This window comes from Erythrobacter sp. S57(2025) (genome assembly GCF_057365055.1).
The window spans coordinates 482,814-498,046 of record NZ_CP200299.1; the positions used below are offsets into that span (position 1 = coordinate 482,814).

Here is a 15,233-nt window from a genome sequence, read left to right on the forward strand (position 1 = left end):
CTCGATTGGTTTCACCCTGCGCCGGATGGCAACGTGTAGACGACCGGCGCATCAGGCCCCAGCGGAATACCGAGATAGAACCACAGCACTATCAGCGCCGTGCCCGAAATCAGCAGCCAGACCGAATAAGGCAGCATCATCGCGGTGAGCGAACCAAGCCCAAAGCTGGGCTGCCAACGCTGCGCAAATACCAGGATCAGCGGGAAGTACACCATCAGCGGCGTGATGATATTGGTTGCGCTGTCACCCACACGGTACGCTGCGGTTGCGCCCTCTGGGCTGATCCCAAGCAGCATCAGCATCGGCACAAGGATTGGGGCGAGCAATGCCCATTTGGCCGAGGCAGAGCCCACGAAGAGGTTAAGCAGCGCCGCGAACAGCACCATCAGACCAATGACCAATGGCAAAGGCAACCCGGTTGATTGTATCGCCGCCGCTCCGTGGACTGCTGAAATCAGGCCAAGGTTTGACCAGCTGAACATCGCCACGAAATGCGCCGCAGCAAAGGCGAGGACGAGGTAATAGCCCATGTCCTTCATGCTCTCGCCCATCATATTGACGAGGTCTTTGTGGTTCTTGATCGATCCAGACGCGCGGCCATAGGCCCAGCCGGTCAGCAGGAAGAGCAGGAAGAACGCGCCAACGAGTGACTGGTAGAAGGGCCGCAACTGGCTGTGGATTGAGCAGTCAGCGGCAGGAATGCCATCACACGCCGCCTCATTCACAAGCGGCGTACCGGGGCCGAACACCATCAGAGCCCACAGGCCGACTACGAACAATGCGGCAAGACCCGCAGCGCGCAGACCTTTGCTTGCCAGCCCGCCATCGTCGGCGGTGGGATCGGGACTGTCGCCATCTGCTCCGGCAGACGCACCGCCGGTCCACGGGCCGAGGCGCGGTTCAATAATCTTGTCCGTCACATACCAAATGATCGGCAGGAAGATGACAGTCATCGCGCTGATAAAGTACCAATTGCCCGCAAGGTTCGCGGTCCATGTCGGGTCAAGCGCGGAGGCTCCCACCGCTTCTTCGGTGATGCCAAACAGCAGCGCATCGAGTTGACCCGGAGAAATGTTGGCAGAGAAACCGCCAGACACGCCCGCAAATGCGGCTGCGATACCCGCCATTGGATGACGGCCAGCAGCGGCAAACAGGATACCTGCAAGCGGAATAAGCACTACATAGCCCGCATCTGCGGCGTGGTTGCCCAGCATGGCGACCAAGGCCACCACAGGAGTAAGGAGTGCCTTTGGCGCAGATTTTACCGCCTTTGCCATGCCCGCTGCAAAAAAGCCCGAACGCTCCGCCACGCCTGCACCCAGCATTACGACGAGCACATAGCCAAGCGGGTGGAAGTGGGTGAAGGTCTTGGGCATTTCGACCCAGAGTTTCTGAATATTCTCAGGCGCAAGCAAGCTCATCGCCGCAATTCGCTCAGGAGAGCCAGCTTCGTCTACGCTGGTGGGGTGCAGGGCAGAAACGCCGAGCAGTTCACTAATCACGGAAATCGCAACGAGTGCGAGGATCAGATAGAAGAATAGGAAGACAGGGTCGGGCAGGCGGTTGCCGCTGCGTTCAACCCATCCCAAAAATCCCGTCATTCCTTGCGTCGTGGTCGCGTCGGCGGCCGATGCCATAATCTTCAATCCCCGTTATCAAATCCCTCAAGGGCGAAGGGCTAGCATTGCCGATTGCGCCTGTCATGGGGATTAATGAACCGAGTCATCAACAGGCGCGCTGGAAAGGAAAAGGCCTGCGCGTTAGGCATGCGCCATGGCCAAGCTCTATTTCTATTATGCCAGCATGAATGCGGGGAAATCGTCCTCGATGTTGCAAGCGGACTTCAATTATCGCGAGCGCGGAATGCGCACGATGCTTTGGACAGCTGAGCTTGATACGCGGTCAGAGGGGCAAGTGCGCAGCCGGATTGGCTTGGAGGCGGGCGCGCATCTTTTTACGCCTGATACCGACTTGCGCGCCGAAGTGGAGGATGCGCACAGGGTCGAACCGCTCGATTGCGTGCTTTTGGACGAGGCGCAGTTCCTGTCAGAAGCTCAAGTCTGGCAGCTTGCAGGGCTTGCCGATGAGCTTGGCATTCCGGTGCTTTGTTACGGCCTTCGCACCGATTTTCAGGGCAAATTGTTTCCCGGATCTTCGGTCTTGCTCGGAATTTCTGATGCCTTGGTGGAGATGAAGGCGGTTTGCCATTGCGGGCGAAAGGCGACCATGAATTTGCGGGTCAGCGAAGATGGCAGCGCGGTCAGCGAAGGCGCGCAAACCGAAGTGGGCGGCAATGATCGCTATGTGGCATTATGCCGCAAACACTTCAGCGAGGCGCTCGGTGGCTGAGGCTACCCCCGATCTTAGGCCCGGCGACTTGTTGCAGGTGCTTGAAGAGAGGCCCGTTCGGCTCGAACCGTTTGAAGATCATCATGTCGAAGGATTGCGCATTGCCTGCGCTGCCGACCCGCAAGTGTGGGACATTTACCCGATGAATTTCGCAGGCGAGGGCTTCCAGACATCTTTGGCGATGATGCGGGCGACAACTGACTTTTTGATGTTCGCCGTGACTGATGCAACTGATGATCAAGTGGTCGGCATGACCAGCTATATCCGTCCCAATATGTTCGGCGTGGTTGAGATTGGCGGCACCTATATTCATCCAGACAAACGCGGCGGGCCATTCAATCGCGCGATGAAAAAGGTGATGATCGAACACGCCTTTGCCTGCGGGTTTTCAAAGATCGAATTTCGCGTCGACACCCGCAATGCGCGCTCTATGGCGGCGGTGCTGAAGCTGGGTGCTCGTCAGGAGGGGACCCTGCGACAGAACATGGTCACCTGGACTGGATATCGCCGCGATACAGCTGTCTTTGGGCTGCTGCGCGATGAGTGGACTGGTTGAGCCGCATTCGGCTTCCTACTTATAGGCTATGCTCGAAACCCTTATCGTCGCCGCTGTGCTTGTCCCTTGCCTGATTATGGCGATTGTTTTCCATGAAGTTGGCCATGGCTACGCCGCAAAGTCCTTGGGCGATACCACCGCAAGTGACCTTGGCCGCTTGACACTCAATCCGATCAAGCATGTTGACCCGATTGGGACTTTGCTGGTTCCCGGTGGTCTGGCGCTGATGGGTGGACCGCCGTTTGGCTGGGCAAAGCCAGTGCCGGTCAATCGGATGCGGCTTTCCAATCCGCGCTTTGGCATGATGGCAGTGGCTGCGGCAGGGCCGGCGGTGAACTTTGCGCTGGCAATCACAGGCACCCTACTGCTCGGCGCTTTCGGAGACGGGGTAGGAGTGGGCGCCATCGTCGGCATCCTGCCGCTTATCACCGATGCTGCCAGCAATGTGCAATGGGTGGAAAGCGGGCTGCTCTATTTCGTGCTGATCAACCTGTTTATCGGACTGTTTAACCTGCTTCCTATTCCGCCCTTCGATGGGTCACATATTGTTGGCGGGCTGCTGCCGGACAAGCTGCGTTACCACTGGTATCGCTTGCAACGCTGGGGAATGCTGCTGATCTTGGGCGTGATTGGATATAGCTGGATCTTTGGCACCGGCTGGCTGCAAGTGACCATTTGGCCGCTGGTCGAAGGGGCGATGACGGGGCTGTTTGGCCTAGTCGATTACAATCCGGGTATCTTTTAGACCGTAGCTGGAACTTGCTCGAACCACTGCTCAACCCGAGCCTGCTCTTCGTGCGTGAGGTGAAGATAGAGCTTTGAGCGTCGTCGCAGGACGTCCTCGGCAGTGGTAGCAAACTCCGCGCGCACCAAATATTCGAGTTCACGCGCATAGACATCGCCGCCCAAATGCGCGCCCATATCATTGGTGCCTTGCGCATCCCCGATCACTTGGTCCATTCGCGTGCCGTATGCGCGGGCAAGGCGCAGCACGGTTTCGGGGGCTAGCCACGGATAGACTGCGCTTTGCTGCTCAACAAAGGCGTCAAATTTGGTTGGGTCGATATCGCCACCGGGCAGGGGCTTGTCTGCCGTCCAAGACGTGCCGCCAACCTCAAGTTTTTCAAGCGCATGTTCGGCAAGCTTGCGATAGGTTGTCAGCTTTCCGCCAAAGATGGAGAGCAGGGCGGGGCCATCATCTTCCAACTCAAATTGATAATCGCGTGTGACGGTTGAATTGCTTGCCGCATTGTTTTCGTAAAGCGGGCGAACACCGGCATAGCTTGCCACGGCACCCTCTGGCGTCAGCGAGGTCTTGAAATATTCATTGGCCGCGTCGCAAATATAGCTCGCCTCTTCAGGGCTGATATCGATGCCTGACGGGTCGCCTTTGAACGCCTGATCGGTGGTGCCCACTAGCGTGAAGTCACGCTCATAGGGGATCGCAAAGATGATCCGGTCATCCTTGTTCTGGAAGATGTAGCAATGATCGCCCTCGAACAGTTTGGGGAAGATCAGGTGGCTGCCTTTAACCAGGCGCAGATTTGCATGCGCTTCATCCGGGAGGGCGCGGCCCAGCACTTTGTCGACCCAGGGGCCAGCCGCATTGACGACCGCTTTGGCAGTGATCGTTTCCTCGCCAACGCTGGTGCGTAGAGTTGCGCTCCAAGTATCGCCTGCGCGCTCTAGCCCAATACATTCTGTGCGCGTTCGGATGCTTGCGCCGTTTTCAGCGGCATCCATGCAATTGAGCACGACGAGACGCGAATCCTCGACCCAGCAATCGGAATATTCAAATCCGTGCGTCAGTCGATCTTTCAGCACGCTGCTATGCGGAGCATCGCGCAGGTTCACATCGCGCGTCGGTGGTAGGATTTTGCGACCGCCCAAATGGTCATACATGAACAGTCCAAGCCGCAGCATCCATTTGGGCCGCAGCCCCTTGTCGTGCGGCAACACGAAACGCAGCGGCCAGATAATGTGCGGCGCAATCGCCAGCAAACGCTCGCGCTCAATCAGACTCTCACGCACCAACCGGAACTCATAGTGTTCCAGATAGCGCAGGCCACCATGGACCAGCTTGGTAGAGGCAGACGATGTGTGGTTCGCAAGGTCGTCTTTCTCGACCAGACACACTCTCAGGCCCCGCCCAGCGGCATCGCGCGCAATCCCTGCGCCATTGATCCCGCCGCCAATTATCAGAAGGTCATATATGTCCTGCATCGCGCTCAACCTATTGGCGAAGTCGCATTGGTTTGGCCAGAGACAACCGATCGAATTGACCAAAAACTCCAGCTAATTGCCGTTTTAGTTTGAAAGTATTGAAGTTGCGCGCCCAAATTACACATGGCGTCCCAATTGAACGGAACTTTGTAGCGCTTCACGCACAAAGGCTTGAGGCCGATGCCTCGAGCATCTAGCGCACCAAACATGAGCGACCTTAAACCTCCACCCAATGGCTGGATCATTCTTGATAAGCCACGGGGCCTTGGCTCGACACAGGCTGTTGCAGCGGTGAAGCGTAATCTGCGCCAAGGGGGCTATGCCAAGACGAAGGTGGGGCATGGCGGGACGCTTGATCCGCTGGCTGAAGGAGTGCTGCCGATTGCCTTAGGTGAGGCGACCAAGTTGGCCGGGCGGATGCTTGATGCAAGTAAGACTTACGATTTCACGATCCGCTTTGGTGAGGAAACAGACACTCTCGATACTGAGGGCGAGGTGATCGAGCGCTCTGATTTCCGACCCACTCAAGCCGACATCGAAGCCGTCCTTTCTCAGTTCACCGGACCAATCGAACAGGTGCCGCCCGCGTATTCTGCGCTGAAAGTGGATGGTAAGCGTGCCTATGATCTGGCGCGCGCTGGGGAGGCTGTGGAGCTTAAAACGCGTGCAGTGACAATCCATGCGCTTGGCGTGACCGGCGCGAACGATAAAGAGAGTGAAATCACCCTCACCGCCCATGTTTCAAAAGGCACTTATATTCGCTCGCTTGCCCGCGATATTGCCCGCGCCCTTGGAACCTATGGCCATGTCACTTACCTTAGACGGACAAAAGCCGGGCCATTCCTCCAGACCCACGCGATTTCGCTGGACAAATTGAACGAAATCGCTAATGGCGCGCAATTATCTGACCTACTCCTGCCGTTGGAGGCAGGGCTGGACGACATCCCGGCCCTTTCACTCTCTCAGACAGACGCGCAGGCGGTCCGACAGGGCCGGGTCTTGTCTGAACTGCCCCAAAGCGATGGGCTCTATTGTGCGATGCTGGAAAATGTTCCGGTAGCGCTGATGGAACTCAAGGCTGGCACCGCGAAAGTGGTGAGGGGCTTTAACCTTTCCGATGTCGCTGAGTAAGAGAGAATATTATGTCGGTAACTGCCGAAGAAAAAGCCAAGATCATCAAGGACAACGCCCAAGGTAAGGGTGACACCGGAAGTCCTGAAGTACAGGTCGCGATCCTGACCCAGCGTATTCGCAACCTAACCGATCACTTTAAAGGCAACCATAAAGACAACCATTCGCGCCGCGGCCTTCTGATGATGGTCAATAAGCGCCGTAACCTGCTCGCCTATCTTAAGAAGAAAGACGTTGAGCGGTATAACGCCCTGATCCAGAAACTGGGTCTGCGTAAGTAAGAGTTTCGAGGGGCGGCTCCAAAGTGGGCCGCCTTTTCGTATATGGCGCGTAAGCTCAATGAACGGGCAGCGCCAAAAAAGTAGGGGCATGATCTGCAATTCGGCGGATCGGCCTTGGGGCTTTGAAAAGCACGCCCCACACCGGACCGGGACGGAATCCCCGGCACATGTAGGCCCCGCCGCGCAATCAGGCGTCATGCGGGTTCAAAAGGAAAATCAATGTTCGACACGAAAACCGTATCGCTGGAGTGGGGCGGAAAAACCCTCACTCTGGAAACAGGCCGTATTGCCCGTCAAGCCGACGGCGCTGTTCTGGCCACTTATGGCGAAACCGTGGTGCTGTGCGCCGTGACCGCCGCAAAATCAGTGAAGGAAGGCCAAGATTTCTTCCCGCTGACCGTTCACTACCAAGAGAAATTCTCAGCCGCTGGCCGTATTCCGGGTGGCTTCTTCAAGCGCGAAGGACGCGCGACTGAAAAGGAAACGCTGACAAGCCGTCTGATCGACCGCCCTTGTCGTCCGCTTTTCCCAGAAGGTTTCTACAACGAAATCAACGTGATCTGCCAAGTTCTCTCTTATGATGGTGAGACTGAGCCAGATATCCTTGCGATGATCGCTGCCTCTGCTGCTCTGACGATTTCTGGCCTGCCATTTATGGGCCCAATCGGCGCAGCGCGCGTTGGCTTTGACAATGATGGCGAATACGTCCTCAACCCAACCATCACCGATGCGCTGGGCGAAGAAGGCAATCTCGACCTCGTGGTCGCTGCTACTCAAGACGCGGTGATGATGGTCGAATCCGAAGCGAAAGAACTGACCGAGGAGCAAATGCTCGGCGCGGTGATGTTCGCTCACGAGGAAAGCCGCAAGGTTATCGGCGCGATCATCGATCTGGCTGAACAGGCTGCGAAAGATCCTTGGGAGCTTGCTCCTGTCGAAGACAAGAGCGCTGCTCTGGAAGAGCTGCGCGGTGTTATCGGTGATGATCTGGCAGCTGCCTACAAAATCACCGACAAATCGGCCCGTCAGGACGCTGTGAATGCGGCCCGCGAAAAGGCGCGCGATCACTACGCTGACCTCGCAGAGAGCGATCCGGCTGAATATATGGGCCGTCTGAAGCTCGTGAAGAAGCTGGAAAGCGACATCGTTCGCAAGGCGATCCTTAAGGATGGTCAGCGCATTGATGGTCGTAAGACCGATGAAGTTCGCCCGATTGAGGCGATGGTTGGCCTGCTGCCACGCACCCACGGTTCAGCGCTGTTCACCCGCGGTGAAACGCAGGCGATCTGCACCACCACGCTCGGCACCAAAGACGCTGAGCAAATGATCGATGGGCTCGAAGGCCTCTCATACAGCAACTTCATGCTGCACTATAATTTCCCGCCCTATTCGGTCGGCGAAGTGGGCCGCTTTGGCTTTACTAGCCGCCGCGAAACCGGCCATGGTAAGCTCGCTTTCCGCGCGCTGCACCCGGTTCTGCCAAGTGTTGAGGACTTCCCTTACACGATCCGTGTTCTGTCAGACATCACCGAGTCTAATGGCTCGTCTTCGATGGCGACGGTTTGTGGCGGCTCGCTTTCGATGATGGATGCGGGCGTTCCTTTGAAGCGTCCGGTTTCCGGCATCGCGATGGGTCTGATCCTTGAAGGCACAGACTTCACCGTCCTATCTGACATTCTGGGTGATGAAGATCACCTGGGCGACATGGACTTCAAGGTCGCTGGCTCTGAAAAGGGTATCACCAGCCTTCAGATGGACATCAAGGTTGCCGGCATCACGCAGGAAATCATGACACAGGCGCTGGATCAGGCGAAAGCTGGACGTGCGCACATTCTGGGCAAGATGACCGAAGCTCTCGGCGCGTCACGCGGCGAAGTTTCCAAACACGCACCGCGCATCGAAACCATGCAGATCGACAAGTCGAAGATCCGCGACATCATCGGTACTGGCGGTAAAGTCATCCGTGAGATCGTCGCTGAAACCGGCGCGAAGGTCGATATCGACGACGAAGGCACGATCAAGATCAGCTCTTCCAATGCAGACGAAATTGCAGCTGCGAAGAAGTGGATCGAAGGCATCGTTGAAGAAGCCGAAGTTGGCAAAATCTACAATGGCAAGGTCGTCAACATCGTCGACTTTGGCGCATTCGTGAACTTCATGGGTGGTAAGGACGGTCTCGTCCACGTCTCAGAAATGAAGAACGAGCGTGTCGAAAAGCCAACCGACGTTGTTTCCGAAGGTCAAGAAGTGAAGGTCAAGGTCCTCGAGATCGACAATCGCGGCAAGGTCCGCCTGTCGATGCGTGTCGTTGACCAGGAAACTGGCGAAGAGCTGGAAGACACCCGCCCACCACGCGAACCGCGCGGTGACAAGGGCGGTCGCGGTGATCGTCGTCCACGTGGCGGCGGCGGTGGCCGTGGTCGTGGCGGTGACCGTGGTGGTCGGGGCGGCGACAAGGGCGGCAATGGCGGCGGCGATGGCCCCGCAGCGATGCCCGACTTCCTGAAGGACTAAGTCATTCACCTTTAATATTGAGAAGGGGCCGTTCGTAAGAGCGGCCCTTTTTCTTTGGCACTCATGCGAAGCCCCTTTAGAAGACTGCACATGCTCAAACGCGAACTCCTAGACACTGCCGAGATCCAAGACGGCGAAACGCTCGAACTCTTCTCCCATGGGCGCGATTTTATGATCGTGCTGGGACGCAATGAGCTGATGAGCACACGCATGCGCTTTTCTGAAGAGCAGTTGGCGGAGATGACGCTCGACCGGCTCGACAATCCCACTCCGCGTATTCTGATCGGTGGCTATGGCATGGGCTTTACTCTGCGCGCTGCGTTGGCGCGGCTGGCTGAGGGTGGCGAGGTTGTAGTCGCGGAGATTTCGCCCAAGATCATCGAATGGGCGCAAGGGCCGATGGCTGATCTTACAGGTGAATGCCTCGATGATCCCAAGCTTGATCTAAAGATCTGCAATGTAGCAGCGCTTATCGACGATGCAAATGACGGGACTTGCGACAAATTCGACGCCATCCTGCTCGACGTTGATAACGGGCCGGATGGCATGGTGCGAGCAGACAATAATCGCATTTATTCCAGCACCGGCCTTGGCAAAGCGCGCGATGCTTTAAAGGTCGGCGGGATCGTTTCGGTCTGGTCCGCCGCCCCCGATCACGGCTTTCGCAGACGCATGAAAGAGGCAGGCTTCGACGTTGAAGAACGCAGCGTGCGATCACGGCCTAACAACAAAGGTGCCCATCACACAATCTGGTTTGGGCGAAAGGTGCGGTGAGGGGCGCGAGTAGAAATATCGGAGGCTTGGTCGGTGTCCAACAGAGAAAACCGATGTCCAATCTTCTTGACCAAAAGCACTGGGCAACTTGCCACAGGCAATAGCTTGTAAACCGGAACGATCATCCCCACCTAAGTCTTATCGGGAGCATGCCTTAATGCGCCTCTTCGACTGAGAGACAATTGCGCTCCCGCATTAGGGATACGCAAATTGAGCTTCAACAAACTCCTATACAATCACCAAATAGCCTTGATGCATGCTGCATCGGCGGAGTTCGTGCGCGCGCAAAGCGACTGTGTTCAACATCACGAGATACTGCTGCAAGAGGCCCGTCAGCGGTTAGGCGTCGCGCAATATCCCGTCGCGAAGATCAAAGCTGCGCACTCGCCATCTCACCATTCAACCAACTCCTGACAAAGGATTCTTATATGACGCCTACTATCGAGGAGCGAATTGCCCATGGTCGCGGTCAAGGCATATTTGCTTTGCAATCATTCAGCAAAGGCGATGTTCTGTATGTGGGTGTGCTCGATAAAAGGTCTATCAGCAATCACTCGCATGCCTCTCAAGTCAGCAAGACCCGATTTGGATTTCACATGGGATTGGGGCCTAAGTTCAACCATTCATGTAATCCCAATTGTGGCATCGTGATCAACGAAACCGGCGGTCATAATATCGTTGCGATGCGCGATATCGCACCAACACACGAAGCCACATATGACTATGCCATGCGCAATCACCGGATCGAACATTTTCCCGGCCGGTGCGAGTGCGGCCATGCGAATTGTCGCGGGTCAATCACCGGCTGGCAGGATCTGCCTCAGCAACGCAAAGACGACTACGCAGGGTTCGTCGCGCCCTATCTGATCGAAATGGATCGTGATGAAGCGTTAGCTCGCCTGCGCAAGAGCAAACCAAAGCTGCATTTAGTAAGCCAAAGCTTCGCATGAGCAGAAGCGCCTCATCGCGATTTCACCTCAAGAGAAAGACAACACACTATGACGCCAGACACATTTCTCCCGCGCTGTCACCCGCATATGCTTGGCGAGGAAGGCGGCGTAGATGCTTCCCAGTGTGAGGCATTGGCACAAGATATGGGCGAACTTCGTGATATGGGAATCGTCCTCACACTGGTTGGGAGCTATGCCGTTGGTGCCTATCGATACACCAATCTCTCCGATGCCTTGGCTGAAGCGCGCAAAAGCAATCCCAGCTCACGTAAAGCCGCCAACGTCGATTGAGACGTGGTCATGCGTCAAGATGTAGGAAGCGGTTTGCAACGAGTGATCGGCGAGCGCGGTATCGCGGTGTGAACGGGTAAGAAAATGCGTGATCCCAAGGGCGCCAGAGTATGTCGCAAATGAGTATTGGTCCAGGTTTTCAGAATGAATAGCACGGCAATCTAAGCTGTCCGAATTGAGATTTAACAGATCTTCTTGCCCCCATTTTCTGGCCGTGTTGGCATGAACTGGAAAACGTATTTGTAACAGAATGATCGTTCTGTTATTGCTTGCGGCATGCCTCGTCCAAAAAAGCACTCCAGAAACTCACTCATTGAAGCAGCCATGCATGAGTTTTGGCGCGTAGGTTATGAAGCTACCTCTATGGACGATCTTGTGCGGGCCACTGGTGTCAGCCGACACGGCATCTATTCAGATGTTGGCGGCAAGCAGGAACTGTTTCTTGAAGGATTTGACGCCTACCAAAGAACGATTGTCGCACCGGCCATTAATCTAATGGGGTCGGCCGAAACGGGGTTAGCTGGCATTCGCGCCTACTTTGAGGCGCAAATCAGTCTTGCCGAGCGCGCAGGCTTGCCGGGGCCTGGCTGTTTGGTAGCCAACGCCATGACGGAAACCGCTCCTCATTGGGACGACGTTGCTGCAAAAGTGGAAGCGCACAACGCACGCCTGACGGCGGCATTTGCATTGGCGCTTGGTAAGGCTGCACCTGAACTGCCGAAGCAAGAACTAAAGGCGCTGAGCTCTTTTCTCACCGTTCTAGCGCAAGGCTTATGGTCAATGTCTCGCGTTGTAGCGCGAGCGAGCGACCTACGCGGATATGTCGACACGCTGATGAATGTGATTCACCTGAGGCTTTCCCAATGACAAATCAATTGGACGCAAAAACAAACCAAGTGCCCAAAGCTTTCTGGCTGGCCCTGATTGCAAATTTCGTTTGGATTAACGCATCTGAGGTCGTGCGCTATTTCGCGATAATAAAGCCGATGCTCCATGAGGCCTTCCCTGGCGCTGTCCATATTGGCGCTGTCTCTCCGGGAATTTTTGCCTCTTGGATGCTTTGGGATGCAATCCTGATCGTTGCCGCAACCGGCTTTTACTGGATGTATATGCGGCAATTTGGCGCAAACTGGAAAAGTGTGGCCTTGGCTTCATTTGGCTTCACCGTCACCGTGTTCGGTCTCATTTGGATCGGAATTGCAAACATGGGTCTCGCTCCGAGCCGATTTGTTTGGATCGCTCTACCACTTGCCTGGCTTGAGCAAATTATCGCAGCCTTCATCGTTTTCTGGGCGATGACACGAGAATGACTGGACCGGAGTAGGGTGGGCGAAGCGCGCAGTTTCTCACCCCACTAGAAATCGTAAATCAGCGTCACCCGGCTTAGCGTGTCGGTTTGGACCGCGCCCAATGGCGGATCGGTGTCATGCTCGACCGTGTAAGAAAGGCTTGCTGACAATCCTCCACCAAGGCCCGCGCTGATGCCCGTGGCGCTGGTATAGGTGGAATTGCCGGACTGAATGAAAGCGGAGAGGTCTTGCGTTAGTTTCAGGTTCTCTGCGATCTGCCAGTCGAAATCGGCGCCGCCCAAGCCCGCAAGTGAGCTGTCCGAAGTGCCGTCAACAAACTCGGTCTGGCGGTAAGCTGGGCCTGCCTTGATCGACAATTGCATGTTGTCGCTGTCAATTACGCGGTAGCCAAAGCCGCCGGAGCCGGAATAGCGCGCTGAAAAGCCCTGAAAGACGTCGCGTTCATATTGAGCGAGGCCGAACAGGAACAAACGCTCATTGAGGTTATAGTTCGCCTCATAGCCGGCGAGGAATTGCTCTCGTGTGGTGACGCCATTGGTGCGCTGGAAATCGGCAAGGCCGGTGAGTTTGTGTCGCCAGTCGATGCCGACCCGCTCCAATGTCAGGCCCGCCGTGAGGCCGGTGTTGGAGGAATTGCCGGTGCTGCGAAACGCGCCCAGTTGGCCTTGGCCGGTCCAATTGTCGAATAGGCCAGCGCTGCGGATTGCCTCTTCTTCTGCGGCTTCTTCCGCCTGCGCTTGGGCGAGCTGCGTGGCTTCCACGCGTGCGCGGGTATCGCGCATAATCGCGTTTAGCTCTGCTGAATTGCCGGGAAATGTCTCATCAGCCAAATCAATGATGACGGCCATTGCTTCGATATCGTCGGCTTCCTGAGCTTTCTCGATCATGGCCCGCACTGGCGCGGGCAATTCGGCGTGTGCCGCCGTTGGAATGGCGGCGAGCAAGGTTGCGGCGACGCCGGCTTGGATGGATTTGAATTTGGGCAAGGGTTAGCTCCCGACAACACGCGGTGCGTAAAGGTAATCGCGCTTGACCAGCGGTAGCCCCTTCATGCGCAGGATGTCGTAAAAGGTTGTTGCGTGGAAATAGAAATTGGGTTGCGAAAAACTGAGCAGGAATTCTTGAACGGTGAATTCCATCAGGCGCTTCCCGCCCAGCACGAAGAATACGCGGTTGTCGGCGATTGCTTCGAGCTCGTCGGGCGTAGCAGCGTCGAGCGCTGTCATCGCATCGCCAATCATAGCGCGCATCGCGTCCCAATCTTGCGGCAATTGAGTGAAATCAGGACTAAACTCACCGGAGGGGACTTGCTCCAGCGCCAGCTTGCTATGCACCCAGACAGAGCAGACATGATAGGGCAGGGGCCACATGTCATCGGCCAATCGGGCTTCGATCAGCTCACTGGCGGGAATGCTTGCGTCGGCGCAATGGCTCTCAGCTTTGTCGATCATTGCGAGCATTCCGCCCAAAATCTGTCGGAAGCTGGGGATCAATGCCTCATGCAGTGTCAAAGCCATGTAGTCGTCTCCTCAAGAAAGCTCAGTTGCGCGATCTGCGGCTGAGATTTGAGGCGCGGTTACACGGTAAGACAAGGAGGCGAAAGGGGTGGAAACAGAGGTGGATTAGACCCCGTGACAGCTCGCCACACGGCCTGGGGGTAGAGACTTGCCCGTGTTGGGATCGCGTACATCGAAATTGATGACGCCGCCCGCTTCGATAAAGCCGCGATACCCTTCGTTGCAGACGCTTGGACGCAGCATTTTGGTGAAAGCAAACGGGCTGACATCGCCCATATTGCCGGTCATATCCGTGTGGACGACGAGGCGAAGCTCTTTGCCTTCAGGATGAATTTCGACAAACTTGAACCCATCTTCTTCCATCGGAAGCATCGGTTCCATGAATGTCGCGATAAACTTCGCGCGGTCCTCAATCGTACCGTCAAACTCCAGATCGTTTAGGTCAATAGCTGCGCCGCAACCAGTAAGGCTGAGCGCGAGTGCGGGAAGGAGTGTGAGAATTCTCATGCGCTTACGATTTGCAGTATTTGCTGAAGAACACGTAAAAAAGGGCCGGACTGGTGTCCGACCCTTTTCGCATTTTCGTGAGGTAACAGATGCTGCGAAAGCGCCTTACCTAACTCGTGGCCCGCCAAAGGGCAGCGGTGGAGGCGGTCTGCGCGCACCACGCGGCAATTGTGCCTGATAAGCCCGACCGCAATGTTCTACGCAATAAGGGAAACCTGGGTTCACGGGCGTTCCGCAGAAATGGAAGTCCGGCTCGCCCGGATGCCCCATTGGCCAGCGACAAACCTTGTCGGATAGGTCGAGCAGGCTTGTTTTGTCTGCAATTTCAGGGCTGGGCTTGGCCGGGACCAAGCGGCGCGGCGGGGCAGGGGGGATCGGCGCTTGCTGATCACCTGGGCCCTGACGCAGGAACCCGCCTGGGCCAACCGATACAATCTTTGGCAAATCGGGCGTTGGATTAGGGACAGGCTGCGAATTGCCATCTGTAACGGCAGGGCGCGCTGCTGGCGCGTCTGCGGCTTGCGCAGGCGCTTTGGCAGCGGGTTTTGGCGTCGCCTTGGCCGCGGGCTTCTTCGCCGCCGCTGGTTTTGGAGCCGCTTTCTTCGCCGCTTTCTTCTTCTCATTGGCTTTCACCGGAGAAGGGCGCGATTTCAAGCCAAGGCGGTGTGCCTTGCCAATTACGGCATTGCGGCTGACGCCGCCTAGCTCTTCAGCGATTTGGCTGGCGGTTGAACCACCTTCCCACATCTTTTTGAGCGTTCCAATGCGCTCGTCAGTCCAGCTCATATTCTTCCCGTTCTTTCCTCAGCGCGCCTAACCAAATACTGATT

At 56.3% G+C, this 15,233-nt stretch carries 17 protein-coding genes; 11 read left to right on the plus strand and 6 right to left on the minus strand.

What is annotated here, in order from left to right:
* Window positions 1–11: 11 nt before the first annotated feature.
* Window positions 12–1,637: an AbgT family transporter gene (locus AC0V6N_RS02270; protein ID WP_486169971.1), complete on the minus strand. Its 1,626-nt coding sequence runs from the start codon at window positions 1,635–1,637 to the stop codon at window positions 12–14.
* 136 nt (window positions 1,638–1,773) lie between these two features.
* Between AC0V6N_RS02270 and AC0V6N_RS02275 the strand changes: the two genes are divergently transcribed.
* From AC0V6N_RS02275 to AC0V6N_RS02285, 3 genes are read left to right on the plus strand one after another with little or no spacing between them, the layout of a single operon-like run.
* Window positions 1,774–2,349 (plus strand): thymidine kinase, encoded by a 576-nt coding sequence (locus tag AC0V6N_RS02275; RefSeq protein WP_486169972.1) that lies wholly within the window; start codon window positions 1,774–1,776, stop codon window positions 2,347–2,349.
* Window positions 2,342–2,905 (plus strand): GNAT family N-acetyltransferase, encoded by a 564-nt coding sequence (locus AC0V6N_RS02280; protein ID WP_486169973.1) that lies wholly within the window; start codon window positions 2,342–2,344, stop codon window positions 2,903–2,905. Before AC0V6N_RS02275 ends, AC0V6N_RS02280 begins: the two co-directional genes overlap by 8 nt.
* A gap of 28 nt (window positions 2,906–2,933) precedes the next feature.
* Complete coding sequence (locus tag AC0V6N_RS02285; protein ID WP_486169974.1) at window positions 2,934–3,650, plus strand: site-2 protease family protein; 717 nt, start codon at window positions 2,934–2,936, stop codon at window positions 3,648–3,650.
* On the opposite strand, the gene glpD is transcribed toward AC0V6N_RS02285, so the two are convergent.
* Entirely contained in the window at window positions 3,647–5,128 is a 1,482-nt protein-coding gene (gene glpD, locus AC0V6N_RS02290; protein WP_486169975.1) for a glycerol-3-phosphate dehydrogenase, read from the minus strand. The two genes, AC0V6N_RS02285 and glpD, sit on opposite strands and share 4 nt — an antisense overlap.
* Window positions 5,129–5,335: 207 nt before the next feature.
* Between glpD and truB the strand changes: the two genes are divergently transcribed.
* From truB to AC0V6N_RS02330, 8 genes are all read left to right on the plus strand, one after another.
* On the plus strand, window positions 5,336–6,259 hold the full coding sequence (gene truB / locus AC0V6N_RS02295) for a tRNA pseudouridine(55) synthase TruB (protein ID WP_486169976.1): 924 nt from the start codon (window positions 5,336–5,338) through the stop codon (window positions 6,257–6,259).
* Between the two features lie 11 nt (window positions 6,260–6,270).
* Window positions 6,271–6,540: a 30S ribosomal protein S15 gene (gene rpsO / locus AC0V6N_RS02300; protein ID WP_298468140.1), complete on the plus strand. Its 270-nt coding sequence runs from the start codon at window positions 6,271–6,273 to the stop codon at window positions 6,538–6,540.
* A 219-nt stretch (window positions 6,541–6,759) separates the two neighbouring features.
* Complete coding sequence (gene pnp, locus AC0V6N_RS02305) at window positions 6,760–9,054, plus strand: polyribonucleotide nucleotidyltransferase (protein ID WP_486169977.1); 2,295 nt, start codon at window positions 6,760–6,762, stop codon at window positions 9,052–9,054.
* A 90-nt stretch (window positions 9,055–9,144) separates the two neighbouring features.
* Entirely contained in the window at window positions 9,145–9,828 is a 684-nt protein-coding gene (locus AC0V6N_RS02310; RefSeq protein ID WP_486169978.1) for a spermidine synthase, read from the plus strand.
* 428 nt (window positions 9,829–10,256) lie between these two features.
* A complete protein-coding gene (locus tag AC0V6N_RS02315) occupies window positions 10,257–10,778 on the plus strand; it encodes an SET domain-containing protein-lysine N-methyltransferase (RefSeq protein WP_486169979.1) in 522 nt (173 codons plus the stop codon).
* Between the two features lie 48 nt (window positions 10,779–10,826).
* The gene (locus tag AC0V6N_RS02320; RefSeq protein WP_486169980.1) at window positions 10,827–11,069 is read left to right on the plus strand and encodes a hypothetical protein; all 243 of its coding nucleotides are present in this window, start codon (window positions 10,827–10,829) and stop codon (window positions 11,067–11,069) included.
* A 276-nt stretch (window positions 11,070–11,345) separates the two neighbouring features.
* A complete protein-coding gene (locus AC0V6N_RS02325) occupies window positions 11,346–11,936 on the plus strand; it encodes a TetR/AcrR family transcriptional regulator (protein ID WP_486169981.1) in 591 nt (196 codons plus the stop codon).
* Entirely contained in the window at window positions 11,933–12,379 is a 447-nt protein-coding gene (locus tag AC0V6N_RS02330; protein WP_486169982.1) for a hypothetical protein, read from the plus strand. The genes AC0V6N_RS02325 and AC0V6N_RS02330 overlap by 4 nt, the downstream gene beginning before the upstream one ends.
* Window positions 12,380–12,423: 44 nt before the next feature.
* On the opposite strand, the gene AC0V6N_RS02335 is transcribed toward AC0V6N_RS02330, so the two are convergent.
* The 4 genes from AC0V6N_RS02335 to AC0V6N_RS02350 form a co-directional block, all read right to left on the minus strand.
* Window positions 12,424–13,365 (minus strand): DUF481 domain-containing protein, encoded by a 942-nt coding sequence (locus AC0V6N_RS02335; RefSeq protein WP_486169983.1) that lies wholly within the window; start codon window positions 13,363–13,365, stop codon window positions 12,424–12,426.
* A gap of 3 nt (window positions 13,366–13,368) precedes the next feature.
* On the minus strand, window positions 13,369–13,896 hold the full coding sequence (locus AC0V6N_RS02340; protein WP_486169984.1) for a DUF1993 domain-containing protein: 528 nt from the start codon (window positions 13,894–13,896) through the stop codon (window positions 13,369–13,371).
* A gap of 105 nt (window positions 13,897–14,001) precedes the next feature.
* Window positions 14,002–14,403, minus strand: coding sequence for a hypothetical protein (locus AC0V6N_RS02345; RefSeq protein ID WP_486169985.1), 402 nt, complete (start codon window positions 14,401–14,403; stop codon window positions 14,002–14,004).
* Between the two features lie 105 nt (window positions 14,404–14,508).
* A complete protein-coding gene (locus AC0V6N_RS02350; RefSeq protein WP_486169986.1) occupies window positions 14,509–15,189 on the minus strand; it encodes a GcrA family cell cycle regulator in 681 nt (226 codons plus the stop codon).
* Window positions 15,190–15,233 lie beyond the last annotated feature (44 nt).

Bases quoted from the DNA above. Each gene is read 5' to 3' on its own strand.
- AC0V6N_RS02270 (WP_486169971.1), bottom strand. From the start codon at position 1,637: ATGGCATCGGCCGCCGACGCGACCACGACGCAAGGAATGACGGGATTT.
- AC0V6N_RS02275 (WP_486169972.1), top strand. From the start codon at position 1,774: ATGGCCAAGCTCTATTTCTATTATGCCAGCATGAATGCGGGGAAATCG.
- AC0V6N_RS02285 (WP_486169974.1), top strand. From the start codon at position 2,934: ATGCTCGAAACCCTTATCGTCGCCGCTGTGCTTGTCCCTTGCCTGATT.
- glpD (WP_486169975.1), bottom strand. From the start codon at position 5,128: ATGCAGGACATATATGACCTTCTGATAATTGGCGGCGGGATCAATGGC.
- truB (WP_486169976.1), top strand. From the start codon at position 5,336: ATGAGCGACCTTAAACCTCCACCCAATGGCTGGATCATTCTTGATAAG.
- rpsO (WP_298468140.1), top strand. From the start codon at position 6,271: ATGTCGGTAACTGCCGAAGAAAAAGCCAAGATCATCAAGGACAACGCC.
- pnp (WP_486169977.1), top strand. From the start codon at position 6,760: ATGTTCGACACGAAAACCGTATCGCTGGAGTGGGGCGGAAAAACCCTC.
- AC0V6N_RS02310 (WP_486169978.1), top strand. From the start codon at position 9,145: ATGCTCAAACGCGAACTCCTAGACACTGCCGAGATCCAAGACGGCGAA.
- AC0V6N_RS02315 (WP_486169979.1), top strand. From the start codon at position 10,257: ATGACGCCTACTATCGAGGAGCGAATTGCCCATGGTCGCGGTCAAGGC.
- AC0V6N_RS02320 (WP_486169980.1), top strand. From the start codon at position 10,827: ATGACGCCAGACACATTTCTCCCGCGCTGTCACCCGCATATGCTTGGC.
- AC0V6N_RS02325 (WP_486169981.1), top strand. From the start codon at position 11,346: ATGCCTCGTCCAAAAAAGCACTCCAGAAACTCACTCATTGAAGCAGCC.
- AC0V6N_RS02330 (WP_486169982.1), top strand. From the start codon at position 11,933: ATGACAAATCAATTGGACGCAAAAACAAACCAAGTGCCCAAAGCTTTC.
- AC0V6N_RS02340 (WP_486169984.1), bottom strand. From the start codon at position 13,896: ATGGCTTTGACACTGCATGAGGCATTGATCCCCAGCTTCCGACAGATT.
- AC0V6N_RS02345 (WP_486169985.1), bottom strand. From the start codon at position 14,403: ATGAGAATTCTCACACTCCTTCCCGCACTCGCGCTCAGCCTTACTGGT.
- AC0V6N_RS02350 (WP_486169986.1), bottom strand. From the start codon at position 15,189: ATGAGCTGGACTGACGAGCGCATTGGAACGCTCAAAAAGATGTGGGAA.